The following is a 15,467-nucleotide window of genomic DNA, read 5'->3' on the forward strand; positions in this document are numbered from 1 at the left end:
CTGTCTCCCTGTTCGAATGGTTGGCGTCAGGCGGCGTCGACAAGGACGATTTCGGCATCCTCCAGCGCGGTGACGGAGAGGATGGCCTCATCCTTGATCGCGGCGCCATCACGTGCATCGATGCGCACGCCATTCACGTCGATCGCGCCGGTGGCGGGGACCAGATAGGCGTGGTGGCCGGCGCCGAGCGCGTATTCGGCCGTCTCGCCCGCCTTGATCGTCGCGCCGAGCACGCGGGCGTCGGTGCGGATCGGCAGCGCGTCGCTATCGCCGTCGATGCCGCTCGCCAGCGTCACGAACGCCCCCGCGCGGTCGCCCTTGGGGAACGGCTTGGCGCCCCAGGACGGCTGGCCGCCGCGGCTCTTGGGCTCGATCCAGATCTGGAAGATGCGGGTTTCGCCGGGTTCGCGGTTGTATTCCGAATGGCGCACGCCGGAGCCCGCGCTCATCACCTGCACGTCGCCCGCCTCGGTCCGGCCGATGTTGCCGAGCGAATCCTGATGCGTGATCGCGCCGTCGCGGACGTAGGTGATGATCTCCATGTCGGCATGGGGATGCGGCGGAAAGCCGGTGCCGGCGGCGATCGTGTCGTCGTTCCACACCCGGATCGGCCCCCAGCCCATCTTGGCGGGATCGTAGTAGCTGGCGAACGAGAAATGGTGCTTGGCATCGAGCCAGCCGTGGTTGGCACCACCGAGTTCGGCGAAGGGGCGGCGTTCGATCATGGCGTATCTCCTTGGCGGGGAGCGGCGTTTCGCTCCGTTGCAAGCAAGATGGGCGATGATGCCGCTTGACGAAACGGCAATGATGGCATTGCATCGTTGCCGAAAATGCCACGCCGTCTCCCCGATCTCGAAGCCTGGGCGATCTTCGCCAAGGTCGCCGAAACCGGCTCCTTCGCGCGTGCCGCGCAGGAACTCGGCCTCGCCAATCCTACCGTGTCGAAGGCGATCACCCGGCTGGAGGCGCGACTGGGCGTCGCGCTGCTCGCGCGCACCTCGCGGCAGCTGACGCTGACCGAGGGCGGGCGCGGCGTGCTGGAGCGCGCCACCCGCATCCTGCGCGAGGGCGAGGCGGCGGAGGACGAGGCGACCGAACAATCGGCGGCGCCGCGCGGCCGCGTCAGGGTGAGCGCACCGCTGTCGTTCGGGATCGGCTATATGGCGGCGACGCTGCCCGGCTTCCTCGCCGCCTATCCCGAGGTGACGCTGGATATCGCACTGAGCGACCGCCACGTCGATCTGATCGCCGAGGGGTTCGACTTGGCGCTGCGCATCGCGCGGCTGGAGGATTCGTCATTGCTCGCGCGGCGGCTGTGTACGGTAAGACTGCTGCCGGTCGCCGCGCCCGCCTATCTCGATGCGCACGGCCGCCCCAGCCACCCCGCCGAGCTGCGCGATCATCGCGCGCTCGCCTATACCGGCGGCGCCTCGCCGGGGCTGTGGCGCTTCACCCATCCGCAGTTCGGCGAGGAGGCGGTGACCCCCCGCGTCGGCCTGTGGACCGACAATGCCGACCTGCTCGCCCCCGCCCTGCGCGCCGGCGCGGGGCTGGCCCTGCAACCCGAATTCCTCGTCTGGCGCGACCTGCAGGAGGGCGCGCTGGAGGTCGTGATGCCCGACTGGTCCGCGCCTCCCCTCGCGCTCTACCTGCTGATGCCACCCTCCCCGCTCAGGCCGCTGCGCGTGCAGGTGGTGATCGACCATCTCGCACAGGCGTTGAAGGAGGCGCCGTGGAGCTGCGAACAGGGGTGATCGGTCGAACGGGGCCACCCTTGGCCGCTCACCCGATCACACCGCCAGCTGCTGGTTGACGCGCAGCCGCACCGTCCGATCCCCCTGCCCCGGCCGCACCAGCTTGACCCGCTGCGACGCCGGGTCGACGCCGACCAGCCGCTTCGGCACGCCCGCCGCGTCGGTCACCAGCCGCGCTGCGCCGCCCGAGACGCGGGCCACCGGCCGGCCGTCCAGCGTCAGTTCCGCGCCGTCCCCGCGATAGCGGATCGCCGCCCGCCGCCCGCCATCGGTGCGCAGCGCCAGCACTGCGTCGCGGGCGGCGGCATGCCGCGGCCGGATCGTCCAGTGCAGGTCCTCGCCCTCTTCGCGCACGCCGATCAGCCGCCAGGTATAGTCCACCATCACCAGCGCGCAGGGCGAATAATCGGGCTCGTCCGCCCCCTTGGTGAAGACGCCGGTGTCGGGATCGATCTGCTGGCGGAAGCTCATGTCCGCCTGGATCGCCTCGCACCATTGATCCATCATCCGCGTGAACTCGGCGCCGCGGCCGTAATGGTCGAACCAGCGCCCTGCGCGAAGCGCGGTCAGCGCCTGCGCGGCGCCGCCCCAGCTGTTCGCCGGAATCGGCCGCACGAACGTCGGATCGTTCACCGCGATCGAGGGCAGCGGGAATCGTGTCCAGAACGCCTTGGGGTTACCCAGCTGCCGTTCCCACATCCGGTCGAACATCGCCTGGTCCGGCACCCGTTCGCCGCACATCCGGCTGAGGATGTCGGATCGGATCGCGACGAACCGGTCCTGCGGATCGCGATCATAGAAGGCCGCATCCTCCGCCGACCAGAGGCGCGCGACGATCGCGCCCCGCAAAGCCTCGGCCCGCTCGCGCCAGCGCTCCGCCTCCACCCGCTGGCCGAGCGCATCCGCCATCGCCGCCAGCGCCAGCCGGCCGCCATAGACGGTCGCCGACAGGTCGGGGCACAGCCGCGGCAGCGCCGGGTCGGCGGCATGCACCTTGGCGTTCTTGTTGGGGCATTGGTTGGGAAGGCCCCGCCAGCGCGGGCTGTTGTCGTGCCCGGTGTCGTAGGTGCAGAAGCCCTCGACCAGGCCGGTCCGCCGCGTGTCGCGATAGCGGCCCAGCCACGCATCCCACATCGCACCGCCGCGATACGCCTGTTCGAGCAACGCCGAATCGCCGGTCGCGCGGGCGAGTTCCCAGGCGGTGGCGGCGATCGGCACCACCATCTGGATCTGGCCGAAGCCGGTCTCCGTCTCCTTGTTGTTCGCCGGCAGCTGCCCGTCGGCGCGTTGCAGCTCGAAGAAGGTGAGGTGGCTGTCGCGCGCCACGTCGGGCCGCCATTTGCGATAGACCAGCGCCTCGTGCGGCCCGCATTCCTGCCAGATGCCGCGGTACACCGATCCCTCGATCAGCACCGGCCGGTTGACATAGGGCATGACCTGCACGTTGCCGGCGAGGATGGCGAGCGCCTTGTCATAGGCGGCCTGCCAGCGCGCGTTGCCGGTGGTGAAATGCGGCGCATCCGGATCGGCGGGGGCCGCGGCGGCGCGCACCGCGCCCGGCACGGTCAGCGCCGCGCCGGCGGCGAGGAACAGGCGACGATCGATCATGCGGCATCTCCCGACAGGGGTTCGACGCGGACCCAGTCGATGTCGACCGACCCGCCCGGCGTCTTGTGCGTGTAGGTGAACAGCGCCGGCCGCGATCCCTTCCACCACGAAAAGCGCGCCAGCGGAATGGCATCGCCGAGTGCGACGAACCGGCGCCCGCCATCCAGGCTGTAGCTGTAGCGCACCGTCTGCTCCGGCCCCACCTCGGCGCGCAGGTCGATACCGCGCCCGGTCAGCGCGACCGAAGGCGTCTCGCGTCCCTCGCTCGCCAGCGTCACGCGAGTCGTGCCGCCATCGCGCACCAGCCCGATCCAGCTCGGCCGCACGCCGAACAGCGACAGGCCGGCGCGCTGGCCGTCGGTCATCCGGGCGGGATCGATGCGCACGGTGATCCGGCGGCGCGGCCCCTGCAGGATCTGCGTCAGCGTGTTGCGCGCGGTGACCAGATGATCCGCCCGCCCCGCGGTCAGCCGCAGGAAGCCGGGCCGGGCGGTGAGGCTCCAGCGCGCGGCATCGGGATTGTGGTTCCACTCCCATTGCACGCCGAGCCGCGGCGAATCGAAGCCGTCCGAATCCTGCAACCGGTCGCGCGACGGCGGCGACCCGGTGTCGGGGATGCGGAAAGTCGCGACGGGCTGGCCGCCGTCGGTGCCGGGGATCGGCTGCCCGATCATCGGCCAATCGTCTTTCCAGACGAGCGGCTCCAGATAGGTGATCCGGCCGAATGCGCCGGTGCTGTTGAAATGGATGAACCAGCCCTCGCCGGAGGGCGTCTCCACCCAGCCGCCCTGGTGCGGCCCCTGCACCGCGGTGCTCCCCTGGCTCAGCACCACGCGCTGCTCGTACGGCCCGCGGATCGATCGCGCGCGCAGCGCCACCTGCGCGCCCTTCTCGACCCCGCCGAAGGGCGCGAGGATGTAGTAATAGCCGCCGCGCTTGTAGACCTTGGGCCCTTCGAGGATCGGCAGCTTCGCCTTGTCCTCGACGATCACCGTGCCGGCGTCGAGCACGCGGGTCCCGTCCGCGCTCATGCGATGGAGGATCAGCGGACCGGCACCGTGGCGCGAATGCACCAGCCAGGCGGTGCCGTCATCGTCCCAGAACGGGCAGGGATCCTCCAGCAGCGGCTGGTCGATCACCTTGACCGGCGCGCTCCACGGCCCCTCCGCCCGCGCCGCGGTCGCCATGAAGATGCCCTCGTCGGGTGTCGCCCAATAGACGTGGAAGCGGCCGGCATGGAAGCGGATCGACGGCGCCCAGACGCCGCCGGCATAACGCGTGCCGCCGACCGGCTTGGAGATCGCATCGGTCAGCGTGTGCGGCCCCGGCATGTCGTATTCCGGCGCGAACGGCAGCCGCGGCAGGACGTGGCCTAGGATACGCCAATGCACCAGATCGCTGGAGGCGAGGATCGGAATGCCCGGCGAGAAATGGAAGCTGGACGCGACCATGTAATAGGTCTTGCCGACCCGGATCACGTCGGGATCGGAATAGTCGGCATAGAGGATCGGATTGGCATAGGTCTTCGCCGCAGGTCCGGCATCGACGCCGGCCGATCCGGTCGCCAGCAGGCATGCGGCGAGCCACCAGCCCTTGGTTCGTCCGGTCATCCTGTCTCTCCCTCTTCGTGGGCGGCGCTGCTGCCCCGCCTCGTTAGCGCTATCTCGCTCCCAATGCTCGGGCAGCGGGAATAAAGTCCGACATATAGCCGTCCCATCAGATGGTTAGGCCACATCCATGATGGTAACGCTACCTCTTGACACCGCATCCCTCAACCATAATAAGGCTTCCCATAATATGGTACGCCAATCCGCCGAGGGGGCGGAACGGCACAGCGGATTGTCCGCCGATACACCGCGAGCGCTGGCCGGTCCTGCGACCGAGCACAGCGCCGCAACAAAGGGAGGATTGCATGAAGGACCTCGTCCACCGCCGCCGTCGCGCGCAGTTCCTGTGCGGCACGATGCTCGCACTCGGCCTTGCCGCCGCGCCCGCCGCCGCGCAGACCGCCGTGCAGCCCGGCGCCGCCTCGCCCGCGTCCCCCACCGGCGAACAGCCGCAGCTGCCGCCCGCGCCGACCGACGCCGATGGCAACCCGCAGACCAGCACGGTGCAGGACCCCAACGGCCAGGCCGGCAGCGCGGTCAACGCCGCTGGCCAGGCCGCCGATGAAGGCACCGGCGCCGACATCGTCGTGACGGGATCGCGCATCGCCCGCAACGGCTTCGATGCCTCCACCCCGGTGAGCGTCGTCGACGCCAACGACATCAAGCTGTCGGGCAACGTCAACGTCGAGCGCACGCTCAGCCAGCTGCCGCAGGCGGTGGGCTCGCAATTGGGCGGCGCCACCTCCAACACCGTTCCGGGCGGCTATGCCGACGTCAACCTGCGCGGCTTCGGCTCGACCCGTAACCTGGTGCTGGTCAACGGCCGCCGCTTCGCGATCTTCGGCCCCGAACAGGTCACCGACCTCAATACCATCCCCTCGACGCTCGTCGCGCGGACCGAGATCGTCACCGGCGGTTCCTCCGCCGTCTATGGCTCGGACGCGATCACCGGCGTCGTCAACTTCATCATCCGCGACGATTTCGAAGGCGTCGAGGGCCGTGCGCAGGTCAACATGGACCGGCCGACCGGCACCCCGGTGTACAATTTCGACCTGACGCTCGGCGGCAACTTCGCCGAGGGCAAGGGCAACCTCGTCGTCGCCGGCAACTACCTGAAGCGCGGCGCGATCACCCGTGGCGAGCGCGGCAGCTTCGCCTATGATTCGCTGCAGGACGGCTGCGTCACCCGCGACACGGTCAGCGCGACCCGCGCCGGCACGCCCTTCACCCCCGCCGCCGGCCTCGGCTGCGTGGCGGGCGGTGGTGCGCTGGGCTTCGTCGCCGGCGGCAGCGGCGACATCCCCAACGGCCGCTTCTCCGGCATCCCCGCATTCGGCGGATCGAATGCCGCGCTCAACGCGGCCTATGCGGCGGCGGGGCTCGGCCAGCTGACCAGCCGCGGCTTCACCTTCAACAACGCCGGCACCGCCGCGCGTCCGCAGATCACACCGCAGGACGATTTCAACCTCGGCCCCGACAATTACCTGATCCAGCCGCAGGAACGCTGGATGATCAACAGCTTCGGTCACTACGACTTCAGCGACAAGATCACCGGCTACATGGAGCTGCATTACAGCAACAACGTGGTCGATGCGCGGCTTGCGCCGACCAACGTCGGCTCGCCGACGCTGTTCAACGTCAACAATCCCTATCTGACGCCGCAATTGCAGGCGGTGCTGCGCCAGCTCGATCTCGCCGAAACCGGCACCACCACCGTCACCAGCGGCACGCTGACCCGCACCACCACGCCGGGCGACGGCCTCGCCGTGCTGACCGCCGGCCGCCGCTACGTCGAGGTCGGCGCGCGTCAGGCGAGCGAGCGGCGCAACGTGTTCCGCGGTGCCTGGGGCTTCCGCGGCGACCTGGGCGACGTCAGCGAGAACTTTCTGACCGACCTCAAGTACGACGTCTATTACACCTATGCGCGCAGCGAGGACACGTTGCTGCTGCGCAACGCCATCTCGCGCAGCCGCCTGCAACAGAACCTGCTGTCGGTGAACGGCGCGGCGCCGGTCTGCAACATCTTCGGTGCCAACGTCTCGGCCGCATGCGCCTCGGCGATCGCGATCAGCGCCACCAACACGACGATCGCGACGCAGCAGGTCGCGCAAGGCAGCATCACCGGCAACCTGTTCAAGCTGCCCGCCGGCCCCGTCGGCTTCTCCTACGGCTACGAATGGCGCAAGACGAGCGCGCAGTTCACGCCTGACAGCTTCCTGTCGTCGGGCGACGTCGCCGGCTTCAACCCTGGCCTGCCGACGCGCGGCAGCACCAGCGTCAAGGAAGTGTTCGGCGAGATCCGCGTGCCGCTGATCCACGACACGCCGTTCATCGACAGCCTCGTCGCCAACGGCGCCTTCCGCTATTCCAACTACAGCCTGTCGGGCGTCGGCGGGGTGTGGACCTATCTCGGCGGGCTCGACTGGCGGGTGAACCGCGACCTCGCCTTCCGCGGCCAGTACCAGCGCGCGATCCGCGCGCCCAACGTCGGCGAGCTGTACGGCGGCATCAACCGCGTCGTGGGTGTCGCCACCGATCCCTGCTCCAGCCGCGCGCCCGCCGCGCAGCAGACCGCGGCGGTGCGCGCGGTGTGCATCGCCACCGGCGTGCCGGCCGCGAACGTCTTCACCTCCGTGGTGCAGCCCAACACGATCATCCCTGCCGATTTCGGCGGCAACCCGAACCTCGGCGCGGAAAAGTCGGACACCTATACCGCCGGCGTCGTCATCACACCCCAGGCGGCACCGCGCCTGTACCTCAGCGTCGATTATTTCAACATTACGCTGGAAGGGGCGGTATCCTCGCTCGGCGGCGGTCTGCAGAATACCTTCAACCTCTGCTATACGGTGCTGCAGGACGCCAACAGCGAGTTCTGCCGCGCGATCAACCGCAATCCGACCACGGGCGAAATCAACGATCCCTATGTCGCGCGGATCCTCAATGCGAATACTGGGTCGCTCAAAACTTCGGGCATCGACTTCGCTGCGCGCTACCGCGTCAACCTTGGCTTCGGCCTGCCCGGCTTCGGCAGCAGCAGTTCGCTCGACTTTGGCACCAACTATACCTGGCTAGCAGAATTCACCTCGACTCCGGTCGCGGCCTTCCCCAACATCCAGAACAAGTGCGCCGGATCGTTCGGCCCAACCTGCGGCCAGCCGCTGCCGCGCTGGCGGGGCACCAGCCGGATCACCTGGAACATCGAGGATCTAAGCCTCAGCCTGCGCCACCGCTATATCGGGCCGGTCACCACCGACCGCTTCGTGGTGCCGTATCGCCAGGGATCGGCGGCGACGCCGACGCTGGCCAGCATCTCCTTCCCCAAGCTCGACGACCGCAACTATTTCGACCTGTCGTTCAGCTATGACATCGCCAAGCAGATCCAGCTGTTCGGCGGCGCCAACAACATCTTCAACACCAATCCGCCGATCACCACCCAGGGGCCCAACGCCAACACCTTCTCGGCGACCTACGATGTGCTCGGCACCGAATTCTTCCTGGGTGCGACCCTGAAGTTCTAACCGTCCCCTCCCTGGGCGGGGCGGCCCGTTCGCCGCCCCGCCCGCTTTTGTCTGCAAAGGAGCCGGTCGCGATGACGCTCGATCGCCGTTCGATCATCATGGGCGGGTCGGCAGGCCTCGCCGCCTTTTCCGCCGGCGCCGCGGCGCAAACCGCTGCACCGACCGCCGTGTCATCCGGCGAAGGCTGGCTGAACGTCCGACACTTCGGCGCAAAGGGCGACGGCACCACCATCGACACCCCCGCCTTCAACCGCGCGATCGAGGCGGCGGCGGCGCGCGGCGGCGGCACGGTGCTGGTCCCGGCGGGCACCTATGCCTGCTACACCATCCGCCTGAAGAGCCGCGTCACCCTGTATCTCGACGCCGGCGCGACGATCCTCGCCGCCGCACCGGGCGCCGGCGGCGGCTACGACCATGCCGAGCCCAACCCATGGGACATGTTCCAGGATTTCGGCCACAGCCACTGGAAGAACAGCCTGATCTGGGGCGAGGGGCTGCACGATATCGCGATCCTCGGCCAAGGCCTGATCTGGGGCAAGGGCCTCGGCCGCGGCGATGGCAAGGACAATTGGCTGAAGGACCCCAACGGTCCCGGCACCGGCAACAAGGCGATCGCGCTCAAGAATTGCCGCAACGTCCTGCTCCGCGATTTCCGGATGCTGGAGGGCGGCTGGTTCGCGCTGCTCGCCACCGGCGTCGACAACCTCACCATCGACAATCTGCTGGTCGACACCAACCGCGACGGCTTCGACGTCGATTGCTGCCGCAATGTCCGGATCAGCAACTGCACGGTCAATTCACCCTACGACGACGCGATCTGCCCCAAGAGCAGCTATGCGCTCGGCGAGCCGCGCATCACCGAAAACCTGACGATCGCCAATTGCTTCGTCACCGGCAATTACCGGATCGGATCGGTGCTCGACGGCACCTGGCAAAAGATGCCCGCATCCTTCGCCAAGACGATCCACGGCCGCATCAAGTTCGGCACGGAAAGCAATGGCGGCTTCCGCAACATCGCGATCAGCAATTGCGTGTTCGAGGACAGCCGCGGGCTCGCCTTCGAAACGGTGGACGGCGCGATGATCGAGGACGTCGTGGTCAGCAACATCACGATGCGCGGCATCGTCGATGCGCCGCTGTTCCTGCGCCTCGGCAAGCGGATGCGCGGGCCGAAGGGGCGGGCGATCGGCACGATGCGCCGCATCCGCATCCAGAATCTGGTCAGCTCGAACGCGACGATGCTGCCCTCGGTCATCGCCGGCCTTGCCGGTCACCCGATCGAGGACGTGGCGATCAGCGACGTCCATCTCCACCATGTCGGCGGCGCACCGGCAGCGATGGCACGGCTGCAACCGCCCGAGGAGGAACTGGGCTACCCCGAGGCGACGATGTTCGGCGATCTGCCCGCCACCGGCCTGTTCGCACGCCACGTCCGCAGCCTCAGCCTCGCCAACGTCGAGGTCGCGGTCGCCGCCGCCGACCCGCGTCCCGCCTTTCGCCTGGAGGATGTCGCGGGCGTCGACGCGTTCCGGATGACGGTGCCGGCCGGTATCGGCTTCGCGCTGCGTGACGTGACCGACTTCCGCAGCTTCGGCAGCCGCTCGCTGCCCGACCGCACGATCGCGGGACCGTTCACGGGAGAGATCGGACGATGACGATCGACCGGCGCAGCCTGATCGGCGGCATGGCAGCGCTCGCACTGCCGCTGCCCGCTATGGCCAGGGGCCGCGATACGCTGGGCGGCATCGCCGCAGCCAAGGGCATCCGCTTCGGCAGCACGATGGGCCACAAGAACTTCTACGATCCCGCCTATCGCGCGCTCAACGCCCGCGAATGCGCGCTGGTGGTGCCGGAAACCGAGATGAAATGGTCTGCGACCCGGCCTGACGCGCGGACCTTCGACTTTCGCGCTGCCGATCGCATCGTCGATTGGGCGAGCGCCAACGGGCTCGGCGTGCGCGGCCATACGCTGCTCTGGCATTCCGAACGCTGGATGCCGGATTGGATCAAGACCTACGATTTCGGCGCCAACCCGCGAACCGAGGCGGAGCGACTGCTCGCCGACCATGTGCGCACCGTCGCCGGCCGCTACGCCCCCCGCGTCGACAGTTTCGACGTGGTCAACGAAGCGATCGATTCCGATACCGGCACATTGCGCGAGACGGCGCTGTCCAAGCCGATCGGGGCGCAGGCGGTGATCGACATCGCCTTCCACACCGCGCGCCAGGCGGCGCCGAGGGCGCAGCTCGTCTACAACGATTATATGGGCTGGCGGCAGGACGAGGCCGTGCACCGCGCCGCCGTGCTCAAGCTGCTCGAAGGCATGAAGGCGCGCGGCACGCCCGTCGATGCGCTGGGGGTGCAGAGCCATCTCGGCAGCAAATACAGCGACAGTCCGACCGGCCTCGGCGCGATCGACGAACGCGGCTGGCGCGACTTCCTCGACGCCGTGACGGCGATGGGCCTCGACCTGCTGGTCACCGAGATGGACGTGCACGACAATCCCCTGCCCGGTGCCATCGCGCGGCGCGATGCCGAAGTCGCGGCGCATACCCGCGCCTATCTCGACCTGATGCTCTCCTACCCCCAGACGAAGACGGTGATGTGTTGGGGCCTCAGCGACCGCTACAGTTGGCTCAACGGCTTCCGCCCGCGCGCCGACGGGCTGACCAAGCGCCCGTGTCCGTTCGACGCCGCCTTTCGCCCCAAGCCGATGCGCGACGCCATCGCCGCGGCCTTCGCTGCCGCACCGCCACGCGCCTGAGCGGTTTTTTTGCGAAATAGGGTGCGGATGTTGTCCTTGCGTGTCGTCTGACACACGGGGGGCGGTGCTTGCATCGGTCCCCGCCCCTTGTCACGGACACCCGAGAAGCGACACATGCCCGATCCGATCAAGCCACCGGCTGCCCAATATCTGCGCGACGACGTCATCCGCGGCGGCATGGATCTGCTGCTGTTCGCCCACAAATCGCACCTGCGCCATTCGGATGCGGAACTGGCGGCGCTCGGCCTCGGGCGGGCGCACCATCGCTGCCTGTATTTCATCGCCCGGCAGCCGAACCTGTCGGTCGGTGACCTCATCACCCTGCTCGGCGTCACCAAACAGTCGCTCGGCCGGGTGCTCGGCGGACTGGTGGAGCGCGAACTCGTCCAGCAACGCCAGGGAGAGGCCGACCGCCGCCAGCGGCTGCTGTCGCTCACCCCCGCCGGAACCGCGCTGGAACAGCGCCTGTTCGCCGGCCTGCACAGCAACATGAGCCGCGCCTATGCCGCCTCGGGCGAGGATGCGGTCGCGGGTTACTGGACGATCATGCAGAACCTGATGAGCGACGATGTGCAACGCCAGTTCGCCGCCTTCCACGCCGCGCCCCATCCGCTATCGATGCGCGGCGCCGAGGCGGCCTGACGGCAGGCCCTCAGCCGCTTCGCGTCAGCACCGACAATGCAGACAGGCTGGCGGCCAGCTCGGCATTACGGAACGGCTTGGTCAGCCGCGGGATGTCGGCGTCGATCCCCTCTTCCTCGGCATAGCCCGACACGATCAGCACGGGCAGGTGCGGGCGGCTCGCCTTCAGTTCGCGGGCGAGCTGCGCGCCGCTCATCCCCGGCATCAGATGGTCGGTCACCAGCAGGTCCGGCTCCAGACCACCGCGCAGCAACCGCAGCGCCTCCTCCGCCGAGCCGGCCTCCACGACGCGATAGCTGAGATCGGCGAGCATGTCGGCGGTGCTCATCCGCACCAGTTCCTCGTCGTCGATCAACAGCGCTGTCCCCCGCCCCATGGTACCCGGTGCGATCTCCACCGGCCGTTCGTCGTCGCTCACCGTCGTCACGCTGATCGGCAGCCACAGGCTGATCGTCGCGCCTTCGCCGGGCGTGCTGTCGATGGTCAGGCCGCCACCGAGCTGCGCGGCCAGGCCATGGACCATGGAGAGGCCCAGCCCGGTGCCCTTGCCGACGCCCTTGGTGGAGAAGAAAGGCTCGACCGCACGCTTCATCGTTTCGGAATCCATGCCGAATCCGGTGTCGGCGACGCTCAGCCGGACGTAATGGCCACGCGGCAGGCCGCGACCGTCGCGCATCGTCACGCTCTGCGCGCGCGCCGCGATGGTCAGCGTGCCGCCATCGGGCATGGCATCGCGCGCGTTCACCGCCAGGTTGAGCAGCGCCATCTCCAGCTGGTTGAGATCCGCTCGCGCAGGCGGCACGTCGGCCAAGTCGACGCGCACGTCGATCGTCGGTCCCAGCGTCGCGGCGATCAGCCCGGCCATATTGTCCACCACCCGGCCGATATCGACGGCGGTCGGCTGCAAGGGCTGGCGACGTGCGAAGGCGAGCAGCCGCTGGACCAGGGTCTTGGCGCGTTCCGCCGATTGCAGGGCACCGCCGATCAGCCGCCGCTCGCGCTCGCTGCCCAGCCCCTTGCGCACCAGCATGTCGAGCGATCCGATGATCGGGGTCAGCAGGTTGTTGAAATCGTGCGCAACGCCGCCGGTCAGGCTGCCCATCGCCTCCATCTTCTGGCTCTGCCGCAGCGCTTCCTGCGCGACCTCCAGATCGGCCTCGCGCGCCTTGGCATCGCTGAGGTCGCGGCCGACCGCGACGAAATTGACGCCGTCCGCCTCGGGCGCGACCGTCCATTCGATGTGCTTCCAGCCGCCCGATCGCGTCGCGATCCGGTTCTCGAACCGTGTCGGCCGCCGCGTTTCGGCCATATGGGCGATCGAGGCGAGCGTATGCGATTCGTCCTCGGCGTGCATGAAGCTCGCATAGCCGCGGCTGAGCAATTCGGCCTCGGACCAGCCGAGCACCTGCGTCCAGGCCGGGCTGACCGCCGACATCATGCCGGCATAATCGGCGCGCGCCAGCATATCCTGCGACAGGTTCCACAGCCGGTCGCGCTCGGCGGAGCGCAGCGCGATCTGCTCCTCCAGCGTCTCGTTGAGTTCGCGCAGGCCTTCTTCGGCACGGGCACGCTCGACCGCAGTCTTGACCCGCTCGCCGACCTCCTGGACCAGGCTCTCCTCGGCGGGAGTCCAGACGCGAGGCACGGCGGACTGCACGGCGAGCAGCCCCACCCATTCGCTTTCCTCGAACAGCACGACGTCGACGAAGGCGCCGACCGAACGCGCCGTCAGACCGTCGCGGGCCGCGGCGCTCAGCCGATCGTCGCCCTGCACGTCGCGCACCACGACGGGCAGGCCGGTGCGATAGGCGCCGAGCAGGTCGGGCCCGAATGCCTCGAGCGAATGCCGCCCGACGATCGAGGGCACACCGCGGGCATGATCGCTGTCCACCGTCATCAGGCCGGCGGCGATCTCGGCATAGAAGACGCGGCTGGCATCCAGCCAGTCGCCCAGCCGTTCCGCCGCCAGCGCAATGATCGCGCCCGGCGTCTCGAGCGGACGCAACGCATCGGCGAGCGACAGCAGGAACGCGGTGCGCCGCTCCGCCGCCACGCGTTCGGTCGTCTCGCCCAGGATGCAGATCACCCCGCCCGGCGTGTCGCTCTCATCCAGCACCGGTGAGTAATCGAGGTCCATCCACACCTGTTCCGGCCGATCATGGCGATACAGGGTCAGTTCCTGGTCGTGGTAATGCAGCGTACCGCCAGCTAGTCCTACCTTCATGACATTGTCGTTGAAGTCGGCGACCTCCGGCCAGCCTTCGCGCACCTTGGAGCCGAGCAGGTGCGGATGGCGACCGCCGGCGAAGGCGGAATAGGCATCGTTGTAGAGCATGACGCCGTCCTCGCCCCACAGCATCACGATCGGCACCGGCGAACGCAGCAGGATGGCGGTGGCAGTGCGCAGGCTTTGCGGCCATGCCTCGATCGGGCCGAGCGGGGTCGCCGCCCAGTCCCGCGCCCCGATCAGCCGGCCGCACTCGCCCCCGCCGGTCAGGAAGCCGAGCGCGGCAGTATCGGGCAGGCTTCGGGCGGATGCGTCCGACATCGGGTGGTCAGGTCCTGCAAGCGGGTTGGCGGCGCGCAGGCTTCGGGGTCGGCGCATCCATCATGGGGCAATAACTTAGCCGAGCATCTCCACCAGCGGAAGCCATCGGGCAACGTTCCGTCGCAGGCGCCGCGCAGCGGGCCTAGGGCGCATTCCCGATGATGAGCCGACGATATTCCCGCTCGGCACGGCCATAGGTGTCGCCGGCCAGGTCGAGCAGCTTGCCGCGATCGGCGACGATCACCCGGCCGCGGCTGGTGCGCACCGCCTGTTCCTCCTCCAGCCGGTGCAGCGCATCGGTCACGCTGGAGCGGCGCACGCCCAGCATCAGCCGGAATTCCTCGTGCGTCATGCAGATCTCGTCGGCCCGGACGCGATCGTGATAGAGCAGGATCCAGCGTGCCATCCGCCGCTCGATGGAATGGGCGAGCGACGACACGATGGTGCGGCTCATCTGCAGCATCATGACGTTGGTGAAGCGCAGCAGCGTGCGGCGCAGCGTGTCGCTGCGATCGACCGCCTCCATCAGCACCCGCGCGGGCAGCCGCAGGGCTTGGCCGTCCTCCGCACGCATGACCACGTCGTGCGGCCAGATGTCGTCGCCGAGCAGCAGCGGCCAGCCGACGAAGCCTTCCTGCCCGACCAGCCCGACCGCGAACCGGTGATCGCCGTCGAGCGCATCGATGATCCCGGCGATCGCGCCTTCGGGAAAGCATACGCTGTCGATCGGCTCCCCGGCCCGCGCCAGCGCCTCGCCCGTCCGGAACGGCACCCGCTCCAGATGCGGGCGCAGCATGGCGAAATCGGCGGGCGCCAGATTCTGCAGCAGGAAATTGTCGGTCTGTGCCGCGCGCTGCCCCGTCCCCCGGATGATCTGCGGCTCGTCGATCAGATGGTCCATCGGCTCCGTCTATGGAGCTTCCAAGTGGTGCAGCAAGAGCAGATATGCCCGGTTTCGTACCAAAACGCTTCTCTTGCCAGTCGGTTGGCAGGAGTCTGTCCCGACGAACCGGCGTCGACGACGCC

The 15,467-nt window shown here is 68.7% G+C and carries 10 protein-coding genes; 5 read left to right on the top strand and 5 right to left on the bottom strand.

Features of this window, described 5'->3' with window-relative positions; translation table 11 throughout:
• Positions 1–26 precede the first annotated feature (26 nt).
• Complete coding sequence (locus tag ACTZQ5_RS12745) at positions 27–725, bottom strand: pirin family protein (protein WP_443585566.1); 699 nt, start codon at positions 723–725, stop codon at positions 27–29.
• Positions 726–830: 105 nt separating this feature from the next.
• On the opposite strand from ACTZQ5_RS12745, the gene ACTZQ5_RS12750 reads away from it, so the two are divergent.
• Positions 831–1,754 (top strand): LysR family transcriptional regulator, encoded by a 924-nt coding sequence (locus tag ACTZQ5_RS12750; protein ID WP_443585567.1) that lies wholly within the window; start codon positions 831–833, stop codon positions 1,752–1,754.
• Positions 1,755–1,790: 36 nt separating this feature from the next.
• Here ACTZQ5_RS12750 and ACTZQ5_RS12755 read toward each other — a convergent pair whose 3' ends face one another.
• Together ACTZQ5_RS12755 and ACTZQ5_RS12760 are read right to left on the bottom strand one after the other, a co-directional pair.
• Complete coding sequence (locus ACTZQ5_RS12755) at positions 1,791–3,362, bottom strand: MGH1-like glycoside hydrolase domain-containing protein (RefSeq protein WP_443585568.1); 1,572 nt, start codon at positions 3,360–3,362, stop codon at positions 1,791–1,793.
• Positions 3,359–4,972 (bottom strand): glycoside hydrolase family 43 protein, encoded by a 1,614-nt coding sequence (locus tag ACTZQ5_RS12760; RefSeq protein ID WP_443585569.1) that lies wholly within the window; start codon positions 4,970–4,972, stop codon positions 3,359–3,361. Before ACTZQ5_RS12760 ends, ACTZQ5_RS12755 begins: the two co-directional genes overlap by 4 nt.
• Before the next feature lie 302 nt (positions 4,973–5,274).
• Here ACTZQ5_RS12760 and ACTZQ5_RS12765 point away from each other — a divergent pair, with 302 nt between their 5' ends.
• From ACTZQ5_RS12765 to ACTZQ5_RS12780, 4 genes are all read left to right on the top strand, one after another.
• Positions 5,275–8,487, top strand: coding sequence for a TonB-dependent receptor domain-containing protein (locus tag ACTZQ5_RS12765; RefSeq protein ID WP_443585570.1), 3,213 nt, complete (start codon positions 5,275–5,277; stop codon positions 8,485–8,487).
• A gap of 71 nt (positions 8,488–8,558) precedes the next feature.
• On the top strand, positions 8,559–10,142 hold the full coding sequence (locus ACTZQ5_RS12770) for a rhamnogalacturonidase (RefSeq protein WP_443585571.1): 1,584 nt from the start codon (positions 8,559–8,561) through the stop codon (positions 10,140–10,142).
• The gene (locus tag ACTZQ5_RS12775) at positions 10,139–11,251 is read left to right on the top strand and encodes an endo-1,4-beta-xylanase (protein ID WP_443585572.1); all 1,113 of its coding nucleotides are present in this window, start codon (positions 10,139–10,141) and stop codon (positions 11,249–11,251) included. The genes ACTZQ5_RS12770 and ACTZQ5_RS12775 overlap by 4 nt, the downstream gene beginning before the upstream one ends.
• Before the next feature lie 114 nt (positions 11,252–11,365).
• Positions 11,366–11,893, top strand: a complete 528-nt coding sequence (locus tag ACTZQ5_RS12780; RefSeq protein ID WP_443585573.1) for a MarR family winged helix-turn-helix transcriptional regulator — start codon at positions 11,366–11,368, stop codon at positions 11,891–11,893.
• A 10-nt stretch (positions 11,894–11,903) separates the two neighbouring features.
• Here the strand turns inward: ACTZQ5_RS12780 and ACTZQ5_RS12785 are convergent, their stop codons facing one another.
• Both ACTZQ5_RS12785 and ACTZQ5_RS12790 read right to left on the bottom strand, forming a co-directional pair.
• Positions 11,904–14,441 (bottom strand): PAS domain-containing hybrid sensor histidine kinase/response regulator, encoded by a 2,538-nt coding sequence (locus ACTZQ5_RS12785; RefSeq protein ID WP_443585574.1) that lies wholly within the window; start codon positions 14,439–14,441, stop codon positions 11,904–11,906.
• Between the two features lie 142 nt (positions 14,442–14,583).
• The gene (locus ACTZQ5_RS12790) at positions 14,584–15,342 is read right to left on the bottom strand and encodes a Crp/Fnr family transcriptional regulator (RefSeq protein WP_443585575.1); all 759 of its coding nucleotides are present in this window, start codon (positions 15,340–15,342) and stop codon (positions 14,584–14,586) included.
• Between the last annotated feature and the right edge of the window lie 125 nt (positions 15,343–15,467).

This window comes from Sphingomonas cellulosilytica, from assembly GCF_052321755.1.
Lineage (GTDB): Bacteria > Pseudomonadota > Alphaproteobacteria > Sphingomonadales > Sphingomonadaceae > Sphingomonas.

Bases quoted from the DNA above. Each gene is read 5' to 3' on its own strand.
- ACTZQ5_RS12765 (WP_443585570.1), top strand. From the start codon at position 5,275: ATGAAGGACCTCGTCCACCGCCGCCGTCGCGCGCAGTTCCTGTGCGGC.
- ACTZQ5_RS12760 (WP_443585569.1), bottom strand. From the start codon at position 4,972: ATGACCGGACGAACCAAGGGCTGGTGGCTCGCCGCATGCCTGCTGGCG.
- ACTZQ5_RS12775 (WP_443585572.1), top strand. From the start codon at position 10,139: ATGACGATCGACCGGCGCAGCCTGATCGGCGGCATGGCAGCGCTCGCA.
- ACTZQ5_RS12750 (WP_443585567.1), top strand. From the start codon at position 831: ATGCCACGCCGTCTCCCCGATCTCGAAGCCTGGGCGATCTTCGCCAAG.
- ACTZQ5_RS12755 (WP_443585568.1), bottom strand. From the start codon at position 3,362: ATGATCGATCGTCGCCTGTTCCTCGCCGCCGGCGCGGCGCTGACCGTG.
- ACTZQ5_RS12745 (WP_443585566.1), bottom strand. From the start codon at position 725: ATGATCGAACGCCGCCCCTTCGCCGAACTCGGTGGTGCCAACCACGGC.
- ACTZQ5_RS12785 (WP_443585574.1), bottom strand. From the start codon at position 14,441: ATGTCGGACGCATCCGCCCGAAGCCTGCCCGATACTGCCGCGCTCGGC.
- ACTZQ5_RS12790 (WP_443585575.1), bottom strand. From the start codon at position 15,342: ATGGACCATCTGATCGACGAGCCGCAGATCATCCGGGGGACGGGGCAG.
- ACTZQ5_RS12770 (WP_443585571.1), top strand. From the start codon at position 8,559: ATGACGCTCGATCGCCGTTCGATCATCATGGGCGGGTCGGCAGGCCTC.
- ACTZQ5_RS12780 (WP_443585573.1), top strand. From the start codon at position 11,366: ATGCCCGATCCGATCAAGCCACCGGCTGCCCAATATCTGCGCGACGAC.